Source organism: Pseudomonas sp. GW821-FHT07F01 (assembly GCF_059418825.1).
Genome location: NZ_JBWKQO010000002.1, coordinates 625711 through 646876 on the forward strand (window position 1 = coordinate 625711; position 21166 = coordinate 646876).

At 60.9% G+C, this 21166-nt stretch carries 18 protein-coding genes; 15 read left to right on the top strand and 3 right to left on the bottom strand.

The annotated features are described in order from the left end of the window. Positions 1-77: 77 nt before the first annotated feature. Together clpA and clpS are read right to left on the bottom strand one after the other, a co-directional pair. Entirely contained in the window at positions 78-2348 is a 2271-nt protein-coding gene (gene clpA, locus AC07R1_RS09000; RefSeq protein ID WP_011062172.1) for an ATP-dependent Clp protease ATP-binding subunit ClpA, read from the bottom strand. A 29-nt stretch (positions 2349-2377) separates the two neighbouring features. After that, positions 2378-2740 (bottom strand): ATP-dependent Clp protease adapter ClpS, encoded by a 363-nt coding sequence (clpS, locus tag AC07R1_RS09005; RefSeq protein WP_011062173.1) that lies wholly within the window; start codon positions 2738-2740, stop codon positions 2378-2380. A gap of 218 nt (positions 2741-2958) precedes the next feature. Between clpS and cspD the strand changes: the two genes are divergently transcribed. After that, positions 2959-3222 (top strand): cold shock domain-containing protein CspD, encoded by a 264-nt coding sequence (gene cspD, locus AC07R1_RS09010; RefSeq protein ID WP_019092905.1) that lies wholly within the window; start codon positions 2959-2961, stop codon positions 3220-3222. A 79-nt stretch (positions 3223-3301) separates the two neighbouring features. On the opposite strand, the gene icd is transcribed toward cspD, so the two are convergent. After that, entirely contained in the window at positions 3302-4558 is a 1257-nt protein-coding gene (gene icd, locus AC07R1_RS09015; RefSeq protein ID WP_011062175.1) for an NADP-dependent isocitrate dehydrogenase, read from the bottom strand. Between the two features lie 504 nt (positions 4559-5062). Between icd and AC07R1_RS09020 the strand changes: the two genes are divergently transcribed. From AC07R1_RS09020 to nuoF, 14 genes are all read left to right on the top strand, one after another. Then, positions 5063-7288 (top strand): NADP-dependent isocitrate dehydrogenase, encoded by a 2226-nt coding sequence (locus AC07R1_RS09020; protein ID WP_495110441.1) that lies wholly within the window; start codon positions 5063-5065, stop codon positions 7286-7288. 147 nt (positions 7289-7435) lie between these two features. Then, positions 7436-7882, top strand: a complete 447-nt coding sequence (locus tag AC07R1_RS09025) for an NUDIX hydrolase (RefSeq protein WP_011062177.1) — start codon at positions 7436-7438, stop codon at positions 7880-7882. 71 nt (positions 7883-7953) lie between these two features. Further along, on the top strand, positions 7954-9087 hold the full coding sequence (gene mnmA, locus AC07R1_RS09030) for a tRNA 2-thiouridine(34) synthase MnmA (RefSeq protein ID WP_015636291.1): 1134 nt from the start codon (positions 7954-7956) through the stop codon (positions 9085-9087). After that, entirely contained in the window at positions 9084-9707 is a 624-nt protein-coding gene (hflD, locus tag AC07R1_RS09035) for a high frequency lysogenization protein HflD (protein WP_011062179.1), read from the top strand. The genes mnmA and hflD overlap by 4 nt, the downstream gene beginning before the upstream one ends. 119 nt (positions 9708-9826) lie before the next feature. After that, on the top strand, positions 9827-11197 hold the full coding sequence (purB, locus tag AC07R1_RS09040; RefSeq protein WP_019092906.1) for an adenylosuccinate lyase: 1371 nt from the start codon (positions 9827-9829) through the stop codon (positions 11195-11197). An 83-nt stretch (positions 11198-11280) separates the two neighbouring features. Further along, positions 11281-12447: a ribosomal protein uL16 3-hydroxylase gene (locus AC07R1_RS09045; RefSeq protein WP_495110442.1), complete on the top strand. Its 1167-nt coding sequence runs from the start codon at positions 11281-11283 to the stop codon at positions 12445-12447. Further along, positions 12440-12862 (top strand): GNAT family N-acetyltransferase, encoded by a 423-nt coding sequence (locus tag AC07R1_RS09050; RefSeq protein ID WP_011062182.1) that lies wholly within the window; start codon positions 12440-12442, stop codon positions 12860-12862. Before AC07R1_RS09045 ends, AC07R1_RS09050 begins: the two co-directional genes overlap by 8 nt. Positions 12863-13040: 178 nt before the next feature. Then, positions 13041-13796 carry a secretin N-terminal domain-containing protein gene (locus AC07R1_RS09055; protein ID WP_125062751.1) on the top strand — a complete coding sequence of 252 codons (756 nt, stop codon included), beginning with the start codon at positions 13041-13043 and terminating at the stop codon, positions 13794-13796. A gap of 515 nt (positions 13797-14311) precedes the next feature. Continuing rightward, on the top strand, positions 14312-15637 hold the full coding sequence (gene aceA / locus AC07R1_RS09060) for an isocitrate lyase (protein ID WP_011062184.1): 1326 nt from the start codon (positions 14312-14314) through the stop codon (positions 15635-15637). 603 nt (positions 15638-16240) lie between these two features. Continuing rightward, a complete protein-coding gene (locus AC07R1_RS09065) occupies positions 16241-16654 on the top strand; it encodes an NADH-quinone oxidoreductase subunit A (RefSeq protein WP_011062185.1) in 414 nt (137 codons plus the stop codon). A gap of 10 nt (positions 16655-16664) precedes the next feature. Continuing rightward, complete coding sequence (locus tag AC07R1_RS09070) at positions 16665-17339, top strand: NuoB/complex I 20 kDa subunit family protein (RefSeq protein ID WP_011062186.1); 675 nt, start codon at positions 16665-16667, stop codon at positions 17337-17339. A 70-nt stretch (positions 17340-17409) separates the two neighbouring features. After that, positions 17410-19191 (top strand): NADH-quinone oxidoreductase subunit C/D, encoded by a 1782-nt coding sequence (nuoC, locus tag AC07R1_RS09075; protein WP_011062187.1) that lies wholly within the window; start codon positions 17410-17412, stop codon positions 19189-19191. Positions 19192-19193: 2 nt separating this feature from the next. Beyond that, entirely contained in the window at positions 19194-19691 is a 498-nt protein-coding gene (gene nuoE / locus AC07R1_RS09080; RefSeq protein ID WP_011062188.1) for an NADH-quinone oxidoreductase subunit NuoE, read from the top strand. Further along, the gene (nuoF, locus tag AC07R1_RS09085; RefSeq protein WP_011062189.1) at positions 19688-21043 is read left to right on the top strand and encodes an NADH-quinone oxidoreductase subunit NuoF; all 1356 of its coding nucleotides are present in this window, start codon (positions 19688-19690) and stop codon (positions 21041-21043) included. The genes nuoE and nuoF overlap by 4 nt, the downstream gene beginning before the upstream one ends. The last annotated feature ends 123 nt before the right edge of the window (positions 21044-21166 follow it).

The following is a 21166-nucleotide window of genomic DNA, read 5'->3' on the forward strand; positions in this document are numbered from 1 at the left end:
AAAAAAACGTTTCAAACGCCAGATAGCACAAAGGCACCTCCCGGTGCCTTTGGCTGTACTGCTGTGTTATGCGGCGATCAAGCCATTTCCGCCGTGGTCTCGAAATCGAAGGTCAGCTCGCCATCCTTGATGTCGATGTGGACCACACCGCCATGGTCGGACAGCTCGCCAAACAGGATCTCCTCGGCCAGGGGACGCTTGATCTTGTCCTGGATCAAGCGCGCCATCGGACGGGCGCCCATGGTCACGTCGTAACCACCGGCGGCCAGCCAGCTGCGAGCGGCATCGGTCACTTCCAGCTGCACGCGCTTGTCTTCCAGCTGCGCCTGAAGCTCGGTAAGGAACTTGTCCACCACGCTCTTGATCACTTCGTGGCTCAGGCGACCGAACTGGATAATGGTGTCCAGACGGTTGCGGAACTCCGGCGTGAAGCTCTTCTTGATCACTTCCATGGCATCGGAAGAGTGATCCTGATGCGTGAAGCCGATGGAGGCTCGCGCCGCGGTTTCAGCACCGGCGTTGGTGGTCATGATGACGATCACATTGCGGAAATCCGCCTTGCGCCCGTTGTTGTCGGTCAGGGTCCCGTGGTCCATCACCTGCAGCAGCAGGTTGAAGACTTCCGGGTGGGCCTTCTCGATTTCATCGAGCAGCAATACGCAATGCGGCTGCTTGGTGATGGCCTCGGTCAGCAAGCCACCCTGGTCGAAACCGACATAGCCGGGAGGCGCACCAATCAAGCGCGAGACGGTGTGCCGCTCCATGTACTCGGACATGTCGAAGCGTACCAGCTCGATCCCCATGGCCTTGGCCAACTGCCGCGCCGCTTCGGTCTTGCCGACACCGGTAGGACCGGCGAACAGGAAGGAACCGACCGGTTTGTCCGGCGATTTCAGGCCTGCACGGGACAGCTTGATCGCGGTGGACAGCGAATCGATCGCCGCATCCTGGCCAAACACCGTCAGCTTGAGATCGCGCTCAAGATTGCGCAGCAGCTCTTTATCGGAACTGGTGACGTGTTTTGGTGGAATCCGCGCGATTTTCGCCACGATGTCTTCGACCTGGGCCACTTCGATGCGCTTCACGCGCTTCTCCGCCGGCTGCAGGCGCTGATAGGCACCTGCCTCGTCGATGACGTCGATGGCCTTGTCAGGCATATGCCGGTCATTGATATAGCGCGAGGCCAATTCTGCAGCGGCACGCAGGGCTTCATCACTGTATTCGATACTGTGATGCTGCTCGAAACGCCCCTTGAGGCCGCGCAGGATGCCAATGGTGTCTTCAACCGAGGGCTCGGACACATCGACTTTCTGGAAGCGCCGCGCCAAGGCCCGGTCCTTCTCGAAAATGCCACGGAACTCCTGGAAGGTAGTCGAGCCGATGCAACGGATATCACCCGAGGACAGCAGCGGCTTGAGCAGGTTCGAGGCGTCCATCACCCCACCGGAGGCCGCACCGGCACCGATGATGGTGTGGATTTCGTCGATGAACAGGATCGCCTGAGGGCGTTTTTTCAGTTCGCCCAGCAGCGCCTTGAAGCGCTTCTCGAAATCGCCGCGGTATTTGGTACCGGCCAGCAACGCCCCGAGATCCAGCGAGTAGACGACGCTGTTGACCAGCAGGTCCGGCACTTGATTGTCGACGATGCGCTTGGCCAGGCCCTCGGCAATCGCGGTCTTGCCCACGCCTGCCTCACCCACCAGCAGCGGGTTGTTCTTGCGCCGGCGCGCCAGGATCTGCGCTACGCGCTCGACTTCCTGCTCGCGCCCCACCAACGGATCAATGCGCCCCTGACGGGCCAGTTCATTGAGGTTGCTGGCATAGGCATCCAGAGGATTGCCCGAAGAAGACGACTCACCACCCTCTTCGTCCTGCATATCCTGTTCACCTTCAGAATGATCGCCATGCCCGGGCACCTTGGAGATGCCATGGGCGATGTAGTTGACCACGTCGATACGGGCAACGCTCTGCTGTTTCAGCAGGAACACCGCCTGGCTCTCTTGCTCACTGAAGATGGCTACCAGCACATTGGCACCGGTAACTTCACGCTTGCCCGAGCTCTGTACGTGAAAGACAGCACGTTGCAATACACGCTGGAAACCCAGGGTTGGCTGAGTTTCGCGATCCTCGTCGTGCACGGGAATCAGCGGCGTTGTGGAGTCGATGAACTCCTGCAAGTCGTGCTTGAGTTTGTCGAGGTTTGCTCCGCAGGCACGTAAAACGGTGGCGGCGGCCTCATTATCCAAAAGAGCCAACAGGAGATGCTCGACGGTCATGAACTCATGACGCTTCGAACGGGCCTCCTTGAAGGCGAGATTGAGGGTGACTTCGAGCTCGCGGTTTAACATAGCTTCACCTCATACCCAAGTGGTCGGCGTTAACCGTCCTTCTCGATTTCACAGAGTAGCGGATGCTGGCTTTCCCGGGCGTACTGGTTGACCTGCATGGCCTTGGTCTCGGCGATGTCGCGGGTAAACAATCCACACACTGCCCGCCCTTCGGTATGGACGGCCAGCATGACCTTGGTCGCCAGCTCGCGATTCAGGTTAAAAAACATCTCGAGCACTTCGACGACGAAATCCATCGGCGTGTAGTCATCGTTGAACAAAACCACCTTGTACATCGGCGGCGCCTGGAGAGCAGGCTTAGCCTCCTGTACTGCCAAGCCAGCGGAATCGTCGTCGTGCAAGTCCGGGCGATCCTGATTGAATGTTAGTCGAATCTGGCTGATTGCATGCATGGAAAGAAAGGTTCGTCAGTTGTGCAAATACAGTGGTGGGGGCGCCCTGGAAGGATTTCAACTCCGACCGCCGGGTCAACTTGACTATCGGCAAAACGGTGTTACAACCAATAGGGCCCACATTGGGTAATAAACGTCCGCGGCGTCAACCTTTTTACCAAGCTTGGCGGCGGATGAACTGGATGATACTCCAGTGATGGAGTCTGTTGCAGAGGGATATGAGTATGGCTAGCGGTAAGGTCAAGTGGTTCAACAACGCCAAGGGTTATGGCTTTATTAATGAGGAGGGCAAGACTGACGATCTGTTTGCCCATTACTCGGCCATCGATATGGATGGCTACAAGACCTTGAAAGCCGGACAGGCTGTGAGCTTCGAGATCATCCAAGGGCCCAAGGGCCTGCATGCGATCAAAATCAGCGCGTTGAAGGTGCCCGGCGAAATCGTCACCGCCGAGGCCCAGCCCGAAAGCGCCCTGAGCTGATCCAACCAACATCCAGTCATGAAAAAACCGGCCGACTCAAGGGATTGAGTCGGCCGGTTTGCTTTGGGCGCCGTACAGCTTACATGTGCGAGATCAGCGCATCGCCGAAGGCCGAGGAAGACAGCAGGGTTGCACCGTCCATCAGGCGTTCGAAGTCATAGGTCACGGTCTTGGCCGAGATTGCGCCATTGGTGCCCTTGATGATCAGGTCGGCTGCTTCGGTCCAGCCCATGTGGCGCAACATCATCTCTGCGGAGAGGATCAGCGAACCCGGGTTGACCTGGTCCTTGCCGGCATACTTGGGCGCGGTACCGTGGGTGGCTTCGAACATGGCCACGGTATCGGACAGGTTGGCGCCTGGCGCAATGCCGATGCCGCCCACTTCCGCCGCCAGGGCGTCGGACAGGTAGTCACCGTTGAGGTTGAGGGTCGCGATCACATCGTATTCGGCCGGGCGCAGCAGGATCTGCTGGAGCATGGCGTCGGCGATGGCATCCTTGACGATGACGTTCTTGCCGGTTTTCGGGTTCTTGAACTGCATCCAGGGACCGCCGTCCAGCAGGGTCGCGCCGAACTCTTCGGCCGCCACTTCGTAGGCCCATTCCTTGAAGGCACCTTCGGTGAACTTCATGATGTTGCCTTTGTGCACGATGGTCAGCGAGTCGCGGTCGTTATCCACTACATATTGCAGCGCCTTGCGCGCCAGACGCTTGGTGCCCTGCAGGGAAACCGGCTTGACGCCGATGCCGCAGTTTTCGTCGAAACGGATCTTGGTGACACCCATTTCCTCCTTGAGGAACTTGATGACCTTGGTGGCTTCTGCCGAGCCGGCTTTCCACTCGATGCCGGCGTAAATGTCTTCGGAGTTTTCACGGAAGATGGTCATGTCCACGTCACCCGGCTTTTTCACCGGGCTGGGCACGCCTTCGAACCAGCGCACAGGGCGCAGGCATACATAAAGATCGAGTTGCTGACGCAGGGCCACGTTCAGGGAACGGATGCCACCACCGACCGGAGTGGTCAGCGGGCCCTTGATGGAAACCACGTAATCCTTCACTGCGTCCAGGGTTTCCTGAGGAAGCCAGGTGTCCTGGTCGTACACTTGAGTCGCTTTTTCCCCGGCATACACTTCCATCCAGGAAATCTTGCGTTCGCCGCCGTAAGCCTTCTTAACCGCAGCATCGACAACCTTGATCATGACCGGGCTGATATCAACACCAATACCGTCGCCTTCGATGAAAGGAATAATCGGGTTGTTAGGAACATTGAGAGAATGGTCTGCGTTGACGGTGATTTTGTCGCCGACTGCTGGAACCTGAATCTTCTTGTATCCCATGCTGAACTCCGTTGTGTGGATTGAACATCTGGCTGCGTTCGAGCGTACCCCAGTTGAATCTGGACGGGAACCTCATGTTCCACCCATATGCCGTGAAAGCTGCACAGTTCGCGGCCTACAAGCCTGAAAGCAAAGGGAAAAGTGCCAAAGTAAAGCACCCCGAGCGACTCTACGCCTGCACCCTGCCTGCGACCTTTAGACCAATGGACGAGAACGGGCGCCTATGAAGCATCGGCGTTTTGCTAGCTACCTATGTATAATGCCGCCGCTGACCACAGAGTCACGACGGCCGAACGCTCTGCTACCGACAAAACAAGCCGAGAATGGCCGCCCAAAGCCGGGTTGTTACCGCAGCCCACCCGCTTGACGCTCGACTGATGCACCCAACATCACCGCGAAGAAACCTCGACATTCGGCTCATGGATGACCTTTGAACGAAAGCGCTTACCCGGCGCACCTCGAGTTTCTGCGCACGCTTTAGCAAAGAAGAGAGTTAATCCGAATATGCCCACCCGCTCGAAGATCATCTACACCTTCACCGACGAAGCCCCGGCCCTCGCCACCTATTCCCTGCTGCCTATCGTAGAAGCCTTCACCGCTTCGGCTGATATCGCCGTGGAAACCCGCGACATCTCCCTGGCCGGCCGCATCCTCGCCAGCTTCCCTGAGCAGTTGGGTACCAAAGCGGTGCCGGACCACCTTGCCGAACTGGGCGAGCTGGCGGTCACCCCAGAAGCCAACATCATCAAGCTGCCGAACATCAGCGCCTCGGTCCCGCAACTGCAAGCCGCGATCAAAGAGCTGCAGGCCCAGGGCTATGCGCTGCCGGACTACCCAGAAACCGTGACCTGCGACGCCGACAAAGACGCCAAGGCCCGTTACGACAAGGTCAAGGGCAGCGCCGTGAACCCGGTCCTGCGTGAAGGCAACTCCGACCGCCGCGCTCCGCTGTCGGTGAAGAACTATGCGCGCAAGCACCCGCACAAGATGGGCGCCTGGGCCAAGGACTCCAAGTCCCACGTTGCCCACATGAGCAACGGCGACTTCTACGGCAGCGAAAAAGCGGCCCTGATCGAAGCAGCCGACAGCGTCAAGATCGAACTGATCACCCAGGACGGCACTGCCACCGTCCTGAAGGAAAAGACCGCCGTGCAAGCCGGCGAGATCCTCGACTGCGCCGTAATGAGCAAAAAGGCCCTGCGCGCCTTCATCGCCGCTGAAATCGAAGACGCCAAGAAGCAAGGCGTACTGCTTTCGGTACACCTCAAGGCCACCATGATGAAGGTCTCCGACCCGATCATGTTCGGCCAGATCGTTGCCGAGTTCTATCAGGATGCCCTGAGCAAGCACGCCACCGTGCTGCAGGAAATCGGCTTCAACCTGAACAACGGCATCGGCGACCTGTACGCCCGCATCAAGGCGTTGCCTGCCGATCAGCAAGCCGCCATCGAAGCCGACATCCAGGCCGTCTACGCAGCCCGCCCTGCCCTGGCCATGGTCAACTCCGACAAAGGCATCACCAACCTGCACGTGCCGAGCGACGTGATCGTCGACGCCTCGATGCCTGCCATGATCCGTGACTCCGGCAAGATGTGGGGCACCGACGGCCAGCTGCACGACACCAAGGCCGTGATCCCGGACCGTTGCTACGCCACCATCTACCAGGCCGTGATCGAAGACTGCAAAGCCAATGGCGCGTTCGATCCGACCACCATGGGCAGCGTGCCGAACGTTGGCCTGATGGCGAAAAAAGCCGAAGAATACGGTTCCCACGACAAGACTTTCGAAATCAAGGCTGACGGCGTGGTTCGCATCACCGACAGCAAAGGCAGCCTGCTGCTGGAGCAGAAAGTCGAAGCCGGCGACATCTTCCGCATGTGCCAGACCAAAGACGCGCCGATCCAGGACTGGGTCAAACTGGCGGTCAACCGTGCTCGTGCCAGCAGCACCCCGGCCATTTTCTGGCTGGACCCGATGCGGGCCCACGACGGCGTGATGATCGAGAAAGTTCAGGCCTACCTGAAGGATCACGACACCAGCGACCTGGACATCCGCATCATGTCCCCGGTTGAAGCCATGAAGTTCACCCTGGCCCGCACCCGCGACGGCAAGGACACCATCTCGGTGACCGGCAACGTACTGCGCGACTACCTGACCGACCTGTTCCCGATCATGGAACTGGGCACCAGCGCCAAGATGCTGTCGATCGTGCCGCTGATGAACGGTGGCGGCCTGTTCGAAACCGGCGCCGGCGGTTCAGCCCCGAAACACGTGCAACAGCTGCTGGAAGAGAACTTCCTGCGCTGGGACTCCCTGGGTGAGTTCCTGGCCCTGGCCGCCTCCCTGGAGCACCTGGGCAACACCTACAACAACCCGAAAGCCCTGGTGCTGGCCAAGACCCTGGACCAGGCGACCGGCCAGTTCCTCGACAACAACAAGTCGCCATCGCGCAAGGTCGGCAACATCGACAACCGCGGCAGCCACTTCTACCTGGCGCTGTACTGGGCTCAAGCCCTGGCCGCCCAGACCGAGGACGCTGCCCTGCAAGCGCAGTTCAACACCCTGGCCAAGACCCTGACCGAGAACGAAGCGACCATCGTCGCCGAGCTCAACGCCGTACAGGGCAAGCCCGTGGACATCGGTGGCTACTACAGCGCCAACCCCGAGCTGGTGAGCCAGGCCATGCGCCCGAGCACCACCCTCAACGCGGCCATCGCTGCGCTGGTGTAAGCACGAGCGAACACACAAACCCCGGCCCCGCGCCGGGGTTTGTGCTTCTGGCGCCCGCAGCAACCGGCCTGTCGGCGAAACAGACAGCGCTCGCTTCGCCGGCAAGCCGGCTCCTACAATGCCCACCCTTTATAAAGGAGTGCCTTTATGGAATGGCAACCGCATATTACTGTCGCCACCATCGTCGAGGACCAGGGCCGCTTCCTGTTCGTCGAGGAATACCAGGGCGAACAAGCCGTGCTCAACCAGCCCGCCGGGCACCTGGATGCCAATGAAAGCCTGCTCCAGGCGGCCGTACGCGAAACCCTGGAGGAAACCGGCTGGGACGTGGAGTTGACCGGCGTGGTCGGCATCTACCTCTACACCGCCCCCAGCAACGGCGTGACCTACCAGCGCGTGTGCTTTGCCGCCAAGCCACTGCGCCATCATCCGGACTATCAGTTGGATGACGGCATCATCGGCCCGCGCTGGCTGAGCCGCGAGCAACTGCTGGAGCAACGGGCCAACTGGCGCAGCGAGCTGATCCTGCAGTGCCTGGACGATTACCTGGATGGCCAGTTGCACAGCCTGGCACTGATCCGACCAATGCTTTAACCGCAGTTTTAGCCTTGCAGGCCTCAGCCTGTTAGAATCGCGTCCTTTTTCAAGACACCCGTTGAATTCCTATGCGTGATCCAGCCCCTTCTGATAACCAAAAGAAGCGCGTCATTGTCGGCATGTCCGGCGGCGTGGATTCTTCCGTTTCCGCCCTCCTGCTGATGGAGCAGGGTTACCAGGTGGAAGGCCTGTTCATGAAGAACTGGGAGGAAGACGACGGAACCGAATACTGCACCGCCATGGACGACCTGGCCGACGCCCAGGCCGTGTGCGACAAGATTGGCATCAAGCTGCACACCGCCAACTTCGCCGCCGAATACTGGGACAACGTGTTCGAGCACTTCCTGGCCGAATACAAGGCCGGCCGCACGCCGAACCCGGATATCCTCTGCAACCGCGAAATCAAGTTCAAGGCCTTCCTCGACTACGCCATGATGCTCGGCGCCGACCTGATCGCCACCGGCCACTATGTGCGCCGCCGCGACATCGATGGCCGCACCGAACTGCTCAAGGGCCTGGACCCGAACAAGGACCAGAGCTACTTCCTCCACGCCGTTGGCGGCGAACAGATCGCCAAGACCCTGTTCCCGGTAGGCGAGCTGGAAAAGCCCGAAGTGCGCGCCATTGCCGAAAAACACGACCTGGCCACGGCGAAGAAGAAAGACTCCACCGGCATCTGCTTTATCGGTGAGCGGCGCTTCAGCGACTTCCTCAAGCAATACCTGCCGGCCCAGCCCGGCGAGATCAAGACCACCGAAGGTGAAGTCATCGGCCGCCATCACGGTTTGATGTACCACACCATTGGCCAGCGTCAGGGCCTGGGCATCGGCGGCCTGAAAGACGCCGGCGAAGAGCCGTGGTACGTGCTGATCAAGGACCTGGAGCACAACGAGCTGATCGTGGGCCAGGGCAATGATCACCCCTGGCTGTTCTCCCGCGCCCTGCTGGCCTCCGACATCTATTGGGTCAACCCCATCGACCTGAGCCAGCCGCGACGCCTGACCGCCAAGGTGCGCTACCGCCAGAGCGACCAGCCCTGCACCCTGGAAAAGACCGCCAACGGCTACCGCGCCACCTTCGACGACCCACAGCGCGCCGTCACTCCCGGCCAGTCCGTGGTGTTCTACGACGGCGAGATCTGCCTCGGTGGCGGCGTGATCGAAGTGGCCGAACCCTGGAGCAGCAAGGACGCCCGTCCATGAGCCCGATTCAGGAACAACTGACGGCGCTGGGCGGTGTATTCCTGGCCGCCGTGCTGGTCGACCGGATCGCCAAGACCGGCCAGGTCAGCGAAGCGGCCTTGAGCTGCATGCTCGGCAGCCTGCTGATCCGCGACCCGAAAGACACCCTGGAAGTCTACGGCGGCGACGACATCAACCTGCGCGAGGGTTACCGGGCCCTGATCGGCGCCCTGGAGCGCGACCCCAGCACCCTGCAGCGCGAACCGCTGCGCTACGCTTTGTCGATGCTCGGCCTGGAGCGCCAGCTGGCCAAGCGCGACGACCTGCTGGAGACCATCGGCAAACGCCTGCCGCAGATCCAGTCCCAGGTAGAACATTTCGGTCCAGCCCACGAAAACGTCATCGCCGCGTGCGGCGGGCTGTACCAGGACACCCTGAGCACCCTGCGCCAGCGCATTCAGGTGCACGGCGACATGCGCAACCTGCAGCAGCCCAGCAATGCCTCGAAGATCCGCGCCCTGCTGCTGGCCGGCATCCGCTCGGCACGCCTGTGGCGACAGTTGGGCGGCCATCGCTGGCAACTGGTGATCAGCCGGCGCAAATTGCTCAAAGAGCTTTATCCATTGATGCGCAGCAGCTGAGCTGCGCCTGATTTTTCAAGAGCTGCGCGTAAGACGCTGGTCAGTTGGCAACGGACCGGCGGATATTTTCATGTATGATACGCGCCCCATTTCGTTGCCCGACTGTCCGAGAACACCCCATGCAGCTCTCTTCGCTCACTGCGGTTTCCCCTGTTGACGGCCGCTACGCCGGCAAAACCCAGGCCCTGCGCCCCATTTTCAGCGAATACGGCCTGATCCGTGCTCGCGTCCTCGTTGAAGTGCGCTGGCTCCAGCGCCTGGCCGCCCATAGCGCCATCAGCGAAGTGCCGGCGTTCTCCGCCGAAGCCAACGCCGTCCTCAATGCCCTGGCAGAGAACTTCTCGCTGGAGCACGCCGAGCGCGTCAAAGAGATAGAGCGCACCACCAACCACGACGTCAAGGCCATCGAGTACCTGCTCAAGGAGCAAGCTGCCAAGTTGCCTGAACTGGCCAACGTCAGTGAGTTCATCCACTTCGCCTGCACCAGCGAGGACATCAACAACCTGTCCCACGCCCTGATGCTGCGCGAAGGCCGTGATGAAGTGATGCTGCCGCTGATGCGCCAGACCGCCAACGCCATCCGCGAGCTGGCGATCCGTTTCGCCGAAGTGCCGATGCTGTCGCGCACCCACGGCCAGCCGGCCTCGCCGACCACCCTGGGCAAGGAACTGGCCAACGTCGTTTACCGCCTGGAGCGCCAGATCGCCCAGGTCGCCGCCGTGCCCCTGCTGGGCAAGATCAACGGCGCCGTGGGCAACTACAACGCCCACCTCTCGGCCTACCCGGACATCGACTGGGAAGCCAACGCCCGCGCCTTCATCGAAGACGAACTGGGCCTGGCCTTCAACCCCTACACCACGCAGATCGAGCCGCACGACTACATCGCCGAGCTGTTCGACGCCATCGCCCGCTTCAACACCATCCTGATCGACTTCGATCGCGATATCTGGGGCTACATCTCCCTGGGCTACTTCAAGCAGCGCACCATCGCCGGCGAAATCGGTTCCTCGACCATGCCGCACAAGGTCAACCCGATCGACTTCGAAAACTCCGAAGGCAACCTGGGCATCGCCAACGCCCTGTTCCAGCACCTGGCGAGCAAGCTGCCGATCTCCCGCTGGCAGCGCGACCTGACTGACTCCACCGTGCTGCGCAACCTGGGCGTGGGCTTTGCTCACAGCGTGATTGCCTACGAGGCCAGCCTCAAGGGCATCAGCAAACTGGAGCTCAACGCCCAGAAAATCGCCGAAGACCTGGACGCCTGCTGGGAAGTCCTGGCCGAGCCGATCCAGACCGTGATGCGCCGCTACAACATCGAAAACCCCTACGAAAAGCTCAAGGAACTGACGCGCGGCAAGGGCATCAGCCCAGAAGCGCTGCAGACTTTCATCGACGGGCTGGACATGCCCGCCGCGGCCAAGGCCGAGCTGAAACAGCTCACTCCAGCCAGCTACATCGGTAATGCCGCAGCCCAGGCCAAGCGCATCTGACCGATTGCTCGACCTTTTGACGCCCGGCCGCGCCGGGCGTTTTTATTCCTGCTAGAAAAGTACACTTTTTCAATAGGTTACACATGAATCCTGATATTCCTCTTCAACTTCTGGGCGGCATCACTGCACGGGAATTTCTGCGTGACTACTGGCAGAAGAAACCCCTGCTGATCCGTCAGGCCCTGCCTGACTTCGAAAGCCCGATCGAACCTGACGAACTGGCCGGCCTGGCCCTGGAAGAAGAAGTCGAATCGCGCCTGGTGATCGAAAACGGCGAGCGCCCATGGGAACTGCGCCGCGGGCCCTTCGCCGAAGACGAGTTCAGCAAGCTGCCGGAACGCGACTGGACCCTGCTGGTCCAGGCCGTGGACCAGTTCGTCCCGGAAGTCGCCGAGCTGCTGGAGCACTTCCGCTTCCTGCCGAGCTGGCGCATCGATGACGTGATGATCAGCTTCGCCGCACCTGGCGGTAACGTCGGCCCGCACTTCGACAACTACGACGTGTTCCTGCTGCAAGGCTTTGGTAAGCGCAACTGGAAGATCGGCCAGATGTGCGACTCCGAAAGCCCGCTGCTGCAGCACGCGGACCTGCGCATCCTCGCCGAGTTCGAAGAAACCGAAAGCTGGGTCCTGGAGCCCGGCGACATGCTCTATCTGCCACCGCGCCTGGCCCACTATGGCGTTGCGGTGAACGATTGCATGACTTATTCGGTCGGTTTCCGCGCCCCGAGCGCCGCCGAAGTCCTGACCCACTTCACCGACTTCCTCGGCCAGTTCCTGCCGGACGAAGACCGCTACACCGACGCCGACGTGCAGCCGGCCAGCGACCCGCACCAGATCCAGCAGGACGCCCTCGACCGGCTCAAGGGCCTGCTGGCCGAGCACATGAGCGACGAGCGCCTGCTGCTGACCTGGTTCGGCCAGTTCATGACCGAACCACGCTACCCGGAACTGGTGACCGGACCCGAACTGGAAGAAGAAGACCTGCTGGACAGCCTGGAACAGGGCGCGATCCTGATCCGCAACCCGAGCGCGCGCCTGGCCTGGTCGGAAGTGGATGAAGACCTGCTACTGTTCGCCAGCGGCCAAAGCCGCCTGCTTCCCGGTAAGCTGCGCGAACTGCTGAAAATGATTTGCGCCGCCGATGCCTTGCATATCGACAACCTCGGCCAGTGGCTGGCGGATGACGATGGGCGCGGCCTGTTGTGTGAACTGGTCAAGCAAGGGAGCCTGGGGTTTGCCGATGAATAAGATTCACGTACGTGTCGCAGACTGGCAAAAGGACAACGCCGAGATCCGGCGCATCCGTGAAGCCGTATTCATTGCCGAGCAATCGGTGCCGCCCGAACTGGAGTGGGATGCCGACGACGACAGCGCCGTGCACTTCCTGGCCTTCGAGGGCGACTTCCCCATCGGCACCGCGCGCCTGCTGCCCGACGGCCATGTGGGCCGGGTTTCGGTGCTCAAGGACTGGCGCGGCCTGAAGGTTGGCGACGCGCTGATGCGCGCGGTGATCGATGAAGCCGAAAAGCGCGGCCTGAAGCAGCAGATGCTCAGCGCCCAGGTCCAGGCCACGGCGTTCTATGAGCGCCTGGGCTTCTCCATCGTCAGCGAGGAGTTCCTCGAAGCGGGCATTCCCCACGTCGACATGGTTCGCGGCGCCTGACCGACACGCCGCTCGCGGCAACGGCCAGCCAAAACGCCCCGCCATCCCTCCTCCGGCAACTAAGCTGGAGACCAGGATGCCGGGGCGTTTTGCCGTGCGCGATTCAACTTGCCCCACCCAAAGCCGACAAAGTGTCAAACTCAAGGCTTTACGCCAGCTACTCGCGGAGATAACGGATATGTCCCTACGCACCCTGCTCACGACGCTGCTGCTGACCTTCAGCTGTTCGGTCATGGCCGCCACCGAGATCGTGCCCCTCAACAACCGCACCAGTGCCGACCTGCTGCCGGTGGCGCAGAACTTCCTCGGCAAGGACGGCAAGGTCAGCGCCTATGGCAACCAGCTGATCGTCAACGCCGAGCCGGACAAGATCGCCGAACTGCGAGCCTTTATCGCCCAACTGGACACCGCGGCCAAACGCCTGCTGATCACCGTCGATACCAATGAAAACAACTTCCAGGACAATCAGGGCTATTCGGTCAACGGCGCGCCCCAGACCCGAATCATCAACCGCAGCACCGAGAGCCGCGACGGCGGTATCCAGCAGATCCAGGCCAGCGAAGGCGTGCCAGCGCTGATCCAGGTCGGCCAGAGCGTGCCGTTGACCACCACCCAGACCGACCCCTACGGGCGCCTGCAGAACCAGACCCAGTACCGCAACGTCACCCAGGGCTTCTATGTCACCGCCAGCGTTACCGGTGAAACCGTGCACCTGAGCATCAGCACCAACCGTGACCGCATGAGCCAGGAACGTCCCGATGTAGTGAACGTGCAAAGCACCGACACAACTGTCAGTGGGCGCCTGGGCGAATGGATCACCCTGGCCGGAGTCAATCGCCAGACCCAGGCCGATAAACAGGGCCCGGGCCGCAGCTACTCGACTCAAGGCCGGGACGACATGACCTTGCGGGTCAAGGTCGATGCCTTGGACTAAAGCACCAAAAACTGACTGATTAGTCGTATTAGACCAAAGATGTAGTGCCGCAAAAAAAGCACTACAAAACATTTGACGAGCCAAAAAACCGCGGGCATGATGGCCTCGCTCCCGCTAATCAGGGGCCCTGGCAAGGGCCTTCGGATCGCCGCTCTAACCTACCCACCTGAGCCGATTCGTGTCTGTACCGCCCACAAGGTGTGTTTGACGAGATTGCGACTGGAACGAAGTTGTCCCGAGGGACGGAAGCGTAATTAGGTAGATCGGCAACACACTGATGGAACGCACCAAGGCCCACGACGCCGGCATGCGCCCCGCAGCTCGCCTTCACCTGCTCACTTTCCCCTCGAGCCCATCGTTCACCCGTCGCCATCCCCGCCAGACCCGACTTGACCGCCATAAGCTTCCTGGTCAGCGAGCAGCCTTTTACGCAGCGTTATGACGCGTGATCGGCGGAGCCGGAATTCTCCAACCAAGAACGACTTTTTACACAAGACGCGACGAGGTTTATCTCCATGGCACTGACACGCGAACAGCAAATTGCAGCCCTTGAAAAAGACTGGGCTGAAAACCCGCGCTGGAAAGGCGTGACTCGCACCTACTCCGCTGCCGACGTGGTCCGTCTGCGTGGCTCGGTTCAACCCGAGCACACCCTGGCACGCATGGGCGCCGAGAAGCTCTGGAACCTGGTCACCCAAGGTGCCAAGCCGTCCTTCCGTCCTGATAAAGATTTCGTCAACTGCATGGGCGCCCTGACCGGCGGCCAGGCTGTACAACAGGTTAAAGCCGGTATCCAGGCGATCTACCTGTCGGGTTGGCAAGTGGCTGCGGACAACAACTCCGCCGAATCCATGTACCCCGACCAGTCGCTGTACCCGGTGGACTCGGTTCCAACCGTGGTCAAGCGCATCAACAACTCGTTCCGTCGCGCCGACCAGATCCAGTGGAAAGCCGGCAAGAACCCGGGCGACGACGGCTACATCGACTACTTCGCACCGATCGTGGCCGACGCTGAAGCCGGTTTCGGCGGTGTACTGAACGCCTACGAGCTGATGAAGAGCATGATCGAAGCAGGCGCCGCCGGCGTTCACTTCGAAGACCAGCTGGCTTCCGTTAAGAAGTGCGGCCACATGGGCGGCAAGGTACTGGTTCCAACCCAGGAAGCCGTACAGAAGCTGACCGCTGCCCGTCTGGCGGCCGACGTTGCCGGTGTACCGACCATCATCCTGGCCCGTACCGACGCCAACGCCGCTGACCTGCTGACTTCGGACTGCGACCCGTACGACCAGCCATTCGTGACTGGCACCCGCACCCAGGAAGGCTTCTACAAAGTGAAAGCCGGCCTGGACCAGGCAATCGCCCGCGGCCTGGCTTACGCTCCGTACGCCGACCTGATCTGGTGCGAAACCGCCAAGCCGGACCTGGACGAAGCCCGTCGCTTCGCCGAGGCGATCAAGAAGGAATACCCGGACCAGATCCTGTCGTACAACTGCTCGCCTTCCTTCAACTGGAAGAAGAACCTGGACGACGCGACCATCGCCAAGTTCCAGCGCGAACTGTCCGCCATGGGCTACAAGCACCAGTTCATCACCCTGGCCGGCATCCACAACATGTGGCACAGCATGTTCAACCTGGCGCACGACTACGCCCGCAACGACATGACCGCCTACGTGAAACTGCAAGAGCAAGAGTTCGCTGACGCCGCCAAGGGCTACACCTTCGTGGCTCACCAGCAGGAAGTGGGCACCGGCTACTTCGACGACATGACCACCGTGATCCAGGGTGGCTCGTCCTCGGTAACCGCGCTGACCGGCTCCACCGAAGAAGAACAGTTCCACTGATTTAGGCCTCACGGCTTGATCGAGCGGCCAATGCAGACCCGGTAAAAACAACTGCATTGCTGTACAGCTGACGCCCCGACTGGTTCGGGGCGTTTTTTTTGCCCACCCCTCCTGTAGGAGCCGGCTTGCCGGCGAACCTCTACCCTGCGCGCCCTCCTCAAAAGCCTCGCCATGCCCGCCCCTGCAAAAAAGCTGGCCAAACATTGATCCAGGGCGGTGTTAGCAAGGGCGAAAGAGGTTAAAAGGTGCGCCCCTGCTACTTGCAGTAACAGGGATATAACAAGCAACTTTCCCACACCCCGAAGGAAAGCAGATTAAAACAGCCTCCAAACAATATTGATTATCATTTAGCGGTTGTAACTTTCGTTACAGCAGCTACAAAACATAATTAACAAAACCTCCCCTAATGCCCGCAGGCCGCGGCTTACGGGGCTACCGGGGTGAGCTATGTCCTTATTACGATAAACAATTTCGCTTTAGAAATTTTACTTGCCCGGTGTTTAGCCATAAAATCAGCGCGATTGATTGCGCTGCGACATATCGTCACTGCTTTATTTCTTTATCAAGCTCAGAGACTCTTGCTCTCTGTTAAGGATTACCAGCATGCCCGAAGCGACAGGACTCATGGCCCACAACTGGGGCTTTGCCATTTTCCTTCTGGGCGTTGTCGGCCTTTGCGCCTTCATGCTCGGCGTCTCCAGCCTCCTCGGGTCAAAAGCCTGGGGCCGCAGCAAAAACGAACCGTTCGAGTCCGGCATGCTACCTACCGGTGGCGCCCGCTTGCGGCTCTCAGCCAAATTCTATCTGGTCGCGATGCTCTTCGTGATCTTCGATATCGAAGCCCTCTTTCTCTTTGCCTGGTCTGTGTCCGTCCGCGAAAGCGGCTGGACCGGATTCGTCGAAGCTCTCGTTTTCATAGCAATTCTGTTGGCAGGTCTTGTCTACCTTTGGCGGGTGGGGGCTCTTGACTGGGCTCCGGAAGGTCGTCGTAAGCGGCAGGCGAAGCTAAAACAATGAGGCTTTGGCGATGCAATACAATCTCACCCGGATCGACCCCGATGCTCCTAACGATCAGTATCCGATCGGCGAACGGGAAACCGTTTCCGATCCGTTAGAGGATCAGGTCCACAAAAACATCTTCATGGGCAAGCTCGAAGACGTGCTGAGCGGCGCGGTCAACTGGGGGCGTAAGAACTCCCTGTGGCCGTACAACTTCGGCCTTTCCTGCTGCTACGTGGAAATGACCACCGCCTTCACGGCGCCCCACGACATCGCGCGCTTTGGCGCCGAGGTTATCCGGGCATCGCCGCGTCAGGCGGACTTCATGGTTATCGCCGGGACCTGCTTCATCAAGATGGCGCCGATCATCCAGCGTCTCTATGAGCAAATGCTCGAGCCAAAATGGGTTATCTCCATGGGTTCGTGCGCCAACTCCGGCGGCATGTACGACATCTACTCGGTAGTCCAGGGGGTGGACAAGTTCCTGCCCGTGGACGTCTACGTACCTGGCTGCCCGCCCCGTCCCGAAGCGTTCCTGCAAGGCCTGATGCTCTTGCAGGAATCCATTGGCCAGGAGCGTCGCCCACTTTCCTGGGTCGTCGGCGACCAAGGCGTGTATCGCGCCGAGATGCCGTCGCAAAAGGAACAGCGCCGCGAACAGCGTATACAGGTCACCAACCTGCGCAGCCCTGACGAAGTCTGATCCAGTTCTGTTCTTACAAAGAAACGAACCTGGCTTCACTCTTTACGTTGACCGAAAGCGATAAAAAACCATGACTACAGGCAGTGCTCTGTACATCCCGCCTTATAAGGCTGACGACCAGGATGTGGTCGTCGAACTCAATAACCGTTTTGGCCCTGAGGCGTTCACCGCCCAAGCCACCCGCACCGGCATGCCGGTGCTGTGGGTTACCCGCTCCAAGCTCGTTGAAGTCCTGACCTTCCTGCGCAATCTGCCCAAGCCGTACGTCATGCTCTATGACCTGCACGGCGTGGACGAGCGCCTGCGCACCAAGCGCCAGGGCCTGCCAGGTGCCGACTTCAGCGTGTTCTACCACTTGCTGTCGATCGAACGTAACAGCGACGTGATGATCAAGGTTGCCCTGTCCGAAGGCGACCTCAGCCTGCCCACCGTGACCGGTATCTGGCCTAACGCCAACTGGTACGAGCGTGAAGTCTGGGACATGTTCGGCATCGACTTCGCCGGCCACCCTCACCTCTCGCGGATCATGATGCCGCCGACCTGGGAAGGTCACCCGCTGCGCAAGGACTTCCCGGCCCGCGCCACCGAGTTCGACCCGTTCAGCCTGAACCTGGCCAAGCAGCAGCTGGAAGAAGAAGCCGCGCGCTTCCGTCCGGAAGACTGGGGCATGAAGCGTTCCGGTGCCAACGAGGACTACATGTTCCTCAACCTCGGCCCGAACCACCCTTCGGCCCACGGTGCCTTCCGCATCATCCTGCAACTGGACGGTGAAGAGATCGTCGACTGCGTTCCGGACATCGGCTACCACCACCGTGGTGCCGAGAAGATGGCCGAACGTCAGTCCTGGCACAGCTTCATCCCTTACACCGACCGTATCGACTACCTCGGCGGGGTGATGAACAACCTGCCGTACGTGCTCTCGGTCGAGAAGCTGGCCGGCATCAAGGTGCCAGAGAAGGTCGACGTCATCCGCATCATGATGGCCGAGTTCTTCCGGATCACCAGCCACCTGCTGTTCCTGGGCACCTACATCCAGGACGTGGGCGCGATGACCCCGGTGTTCTTCACCTTTACCGACCGTCAGCGCGCCTACACCGTGATCGAAGCCATCACCGGCTTCCGCCTGCACCCGGCCTGGTACCGCATCGGTGGCGTCGCCCACGACCTGCCGCGTGGCTGGGAGAAGCTGGTCAAGGACTTCGTCGAATGGCTGCCCAAGCGCCTCGACGAATACACCAAGGCTGCCCTGCAGAACAGCATCCTCAAGGGCCGGACCATCGGCGTTGCCGCCTACAACACCAAGGAAGCCCTGGAATGGGGCGTCACCGGTGCCGGCCTGCGCTCCACCGGTTGCGATTTCGACCTGCGCAAGGCCCGTCCGTACTCCGGCTACGAGAACTTCGAGTTCGAAGTCCCGCTGGCCGCCAACGGTGACGCCTATGACCGCTGCATGGTTCGCGTCGAGGAAATGCGCCAGAGCATCAAGATCATCGACCAGTGCCTGCGCAACATGCCGGAAGGCCCGTACAAGGCGGATCACCCGCTGACCACGCCGCCACCCAAAGAGCGCACCCTGCAGCACATCGAAACCTTGATCACGCACTTCCTGCAAGTTTCGTGGGGCCCGGTGATGCCGGCCAACGAATCCTTCCAGATGATCGAAGCGACCAAGGGCATCAACAGTTATTACCTGACGAGCGATGGCGGCACCATGAGCTACCGCACCCGGATCCGTACCCCAAGCTTCGCCCACCTGCAGCAGATCCCTTCGGTGATCCGCGGCAGCATGGTCGCGGACTTGATCGCGTACCTGGGTAGTATCGACTTCGTTATGGCCGACGTGGACCGCTAAGCATGAACAGCACGCTTATCCAGACAGACCGTTTCGCCCTGAGCGAAACCGAGCGCTCGGCCATCGAGCACGAGATGCATCACTACGAGGACCCGCGCGCGGCGTCCATCGAAGCCCTGAAGATCGTCCAGAAGGAACGTGGCTGGGTGCCTGACGGCGCGGTCTACGCCATCGGCGAGATCCTCGGCATTCCTGCCAGCGACGTTGAAGGCGTGGCGACGTTCTACAGCCAGATCTTCCGCCAGCCAGTGGGCCGCCACATCATTCGCGTCTGCGACAGCATGGTCTGCTACATCGGCGGCCACGAATCCGTGGTCAGCCAGATCCAGAGCGAGCTGGGCATCGGACTCGGCCAGACCACCGCCGACGGCCGCTTCACCCTGCTGCCGGTGTGCTGCCTGGGCAACTGCGACAAGGCCCCGGCGCTGATGATCGACGACGACACTTTCGGCGACGTGCAGCCTGCTGGCGTGGCCAAACTGTTGGAGGGCTACGTATGACCCTGACCTCTTTCGGTCCTGCGAACCGCATTGCGCGCACCGCAGAAACCCATCCCCTGACCTGGCGCCTGCGCGACGACGGCGAGCCGGTCTGGTTCGACGAGTACCAGGCCAAGAACGGTTACGCGGCGGCCCGCAAGGCCTTCGCCGACCTGTCCCAGGACGACATCGTGCAGACCGTCAAGGATGCCGGCCTCAAGGGTCGCGGCGGTGCGGGCTTCCCCACCGGTGTGAAGTGGGGCCTGATGCCCAAAGACGAATCCATGAACATCCGCTACTTGCTGTGCAACGCGGACGAAATGGAGCCCAACACCTGGAAGGACCGCATGCTGATGGAGCAACTGCCCCATCTGCTGATCGAAGGCATGCTGATCAGTGCTCGCGCACTCAAGACCTACCGCGGCTACATCTTTCTGCGGGGCGAGTACACCACCGCCGCCAAGCACCTGCGTCGTGCCGTGGAAGAAGCCAAGGCCGCAGGCCTTCTGGGCAAGAACATCCTGGGCAGCGGTTTCGATTTCGAGCTGTTCGTCCACACCGGCGCCGGGCGTTACATCTGCGGTGAAGAAACCGCACTGATCAACTCCCTGGAAGGCCGTCGCGCCAACCCGCGCTCCAAGCCGCCCTTCCCTGCCGCCGTGGGCGTGTGGGGCAAGCCGACCTGCGTGAACAACGTCGAGACCCTGTGCAACGTGCCGGCGATCATCGGCGACGGCGTGGAATGGTACAAATCCCTGGCCCGTGAAGGCAGCGAAGACCACGGCACCAAGCTGATGGGCTTCTCCGGCAAAGTGAAGAACCCCGGCCTGTGGGAGCTGCCCTTCGGCGTGACCGCACGCGAGCTGTTCGAAGACTACGCCGGCGGCATGCGCGACGGCTTCAAGCTCAAATGCTGGCAGCCAGGCGGCGCCGGTACCGGCTTCCTGTTGCCCGAGCACCTAGACGCCCAGATGTATGCCGGCGGCATTGCCAAAGTGGGCACCCGCATGGGTACCGGCCTGGCCATGGCGGTGGACGACAGCATCAACATGGTGTCCCTGCTGCGCAACATGGAGCAGTTCTTCGCCCGCGAGTCCTGCGGCTTCTGCACACCGTGCCGCGACGGCCTGCCCTGGAGCGTCAAGCTGCTGATGGCCCTGGAAAAAGGCCAGGGCCAGCAAGGGGACATCGAGACCCTGCTGGGCCTGGTGGGTTTCCTCGGCCCGGGCAAGACCTTCTGTGCTCACGCACCGGGTGCCGTGGAGCCTTTGGGCAGCGCCATCAAGTATTTCCGTCCAGAGTTCGAAGCCGGCATCGCGCCCACCAGCGCCGCCGTCCCGCCTCTGGCCCGACCGATCGTAGTCGGCGCGTAACGCTTAAATGAGGGCGCCGGGCCCGTGCCCTGCGCTCGACGTGCGATGACGCCGTGAACGGCTGTGTTGATTCGCACGCATAACAAGATTCCATTAGCCACGCCCGCTGACACCGGGCCAACG

Excerpts from the sequence above, each read along its gene's own strand:
- mnmA (WP_015636291.1), top strand. The coding sequence starts at position 7,954 with ATGCGTGATCCAGCCCCTTCTGATAACCAAAAGAAGCGCGTCATTGTC.
- AC07R1_RS09025 (WP_011062177.1), top strand. The coding sequence starts at position 7,436 with ATGGAATGGCAACCGCATATTACTGTCGCCACCATCGTCGAGGACCAG.
- hflD (WP_011062179.1), top strand. The coding sequence starts at position 9,084 with ATGAGCCCGATTCAGGAACAACTGACGGCGCTGGGCGGTGTATTCCTG.
- aceA (WP_011062184.1), top strand. The coding sequence starts at position 14,312 with ATGGCACTGACACGCGAACAGCAAATTGCAGCCCTTGAAAAAGACTGG.
- AC07R1_RS09050 (WP_011062182.1), top strand. The coding sequence starts at position 12,440 with ATGAATAAGATTCACGTACGTGTCGCAGACTGGCAAAAGGACAACGCC.
- AC07R1_RS09020 (WP_495110441.1), top strand. The coding sequence starts at position 5,063 with ATGCCCACCCGCTCGAAGATCATCTACACCTTCACCGACGAAGCCCCG.
- AC07R1_RS09055 (WP_125062751.1), top strand. The coding sequence starts at position 13,041 with ATGTCCCTACGCACCCTGCTCACGACGCTGCTGCTGACCTTCAGCTGT.
- icd (WP_011062175.1), bottom strand. The coding sequence starts at position 4,558 with ATGGGATACAAGAAGATTCAGGTTCCAGCAGTCGGCGACAAAATCACC.
- cspD (WP_019092905.1), top strand. The coding sequence starts at position 2,959 with ATGAGTATGGCTAGCGGTAAGGTCAAGTGGTTCAACAACGCCAAGGGT.
- AC07R1_RS09045 (WP_495110442.1), top strand. The coding sequence starts at position 11,281 with ATGAATCCTGATATTCCTCTTCAACTTCTGGGCGGCATCACTGCACGG.
- purB (WP_019092906.1), top strand. The coding sequence starts at position 9,827 with ATGCAGCTCTCTTCGCTCACTGCGGTTTCCCCTGTTGACGGCCGCTAC.
- AC07R1_RS09070 (WP_011062186.1), top strand. The coding sequence starts at position 16,665 with ATGCAATACAATCTCACCCGGATCGACCCCGATGCTCCTAACGATCAG.
- clpS (WP_011062173.1), bottom strand. The coding sequence starts at position 2,740 with ATGCATGCAATCAGCCAGATTCGACTAACATTCAATCAGGATCGCCCG.
- nuoC (WP_011062187.1), top strand. The coding sequence starts at position 17,410 with ATGACTACAGGCAGTGCTCTGTACATCCCGCCTTATAAGGCTGACGAC.
- AC07R1_RS09065 (WP_011062185.1), top strand. The coding sequence starts at position 16,241 with ATGCCCGAAGCGACAGGACTCATGGCCCACAACTGGGGCTTTGCCATT.
- nuoE (WP_011062188.1), top strand. The coding sequence starts at position 19,194 with ATGAACAGCACGCTTATCCAGACAGACCGTTTCGCCCTGAGCGAAACC.
- nuoF (WP_011062189.1), top strand. The coding sequence starts at position 19,688 with ATGACCCTGACCTCTTTCGGTCCTGCGAACCGCATTGCGCGCACCGCA.
- clpA (WP_011062172.1), bottom strand. The coding sequence starts at position 2,348 with ATGTTAAACCGCGAGCTCGAAGTCACCCTCAATCTCGCCTTCAAGGAG.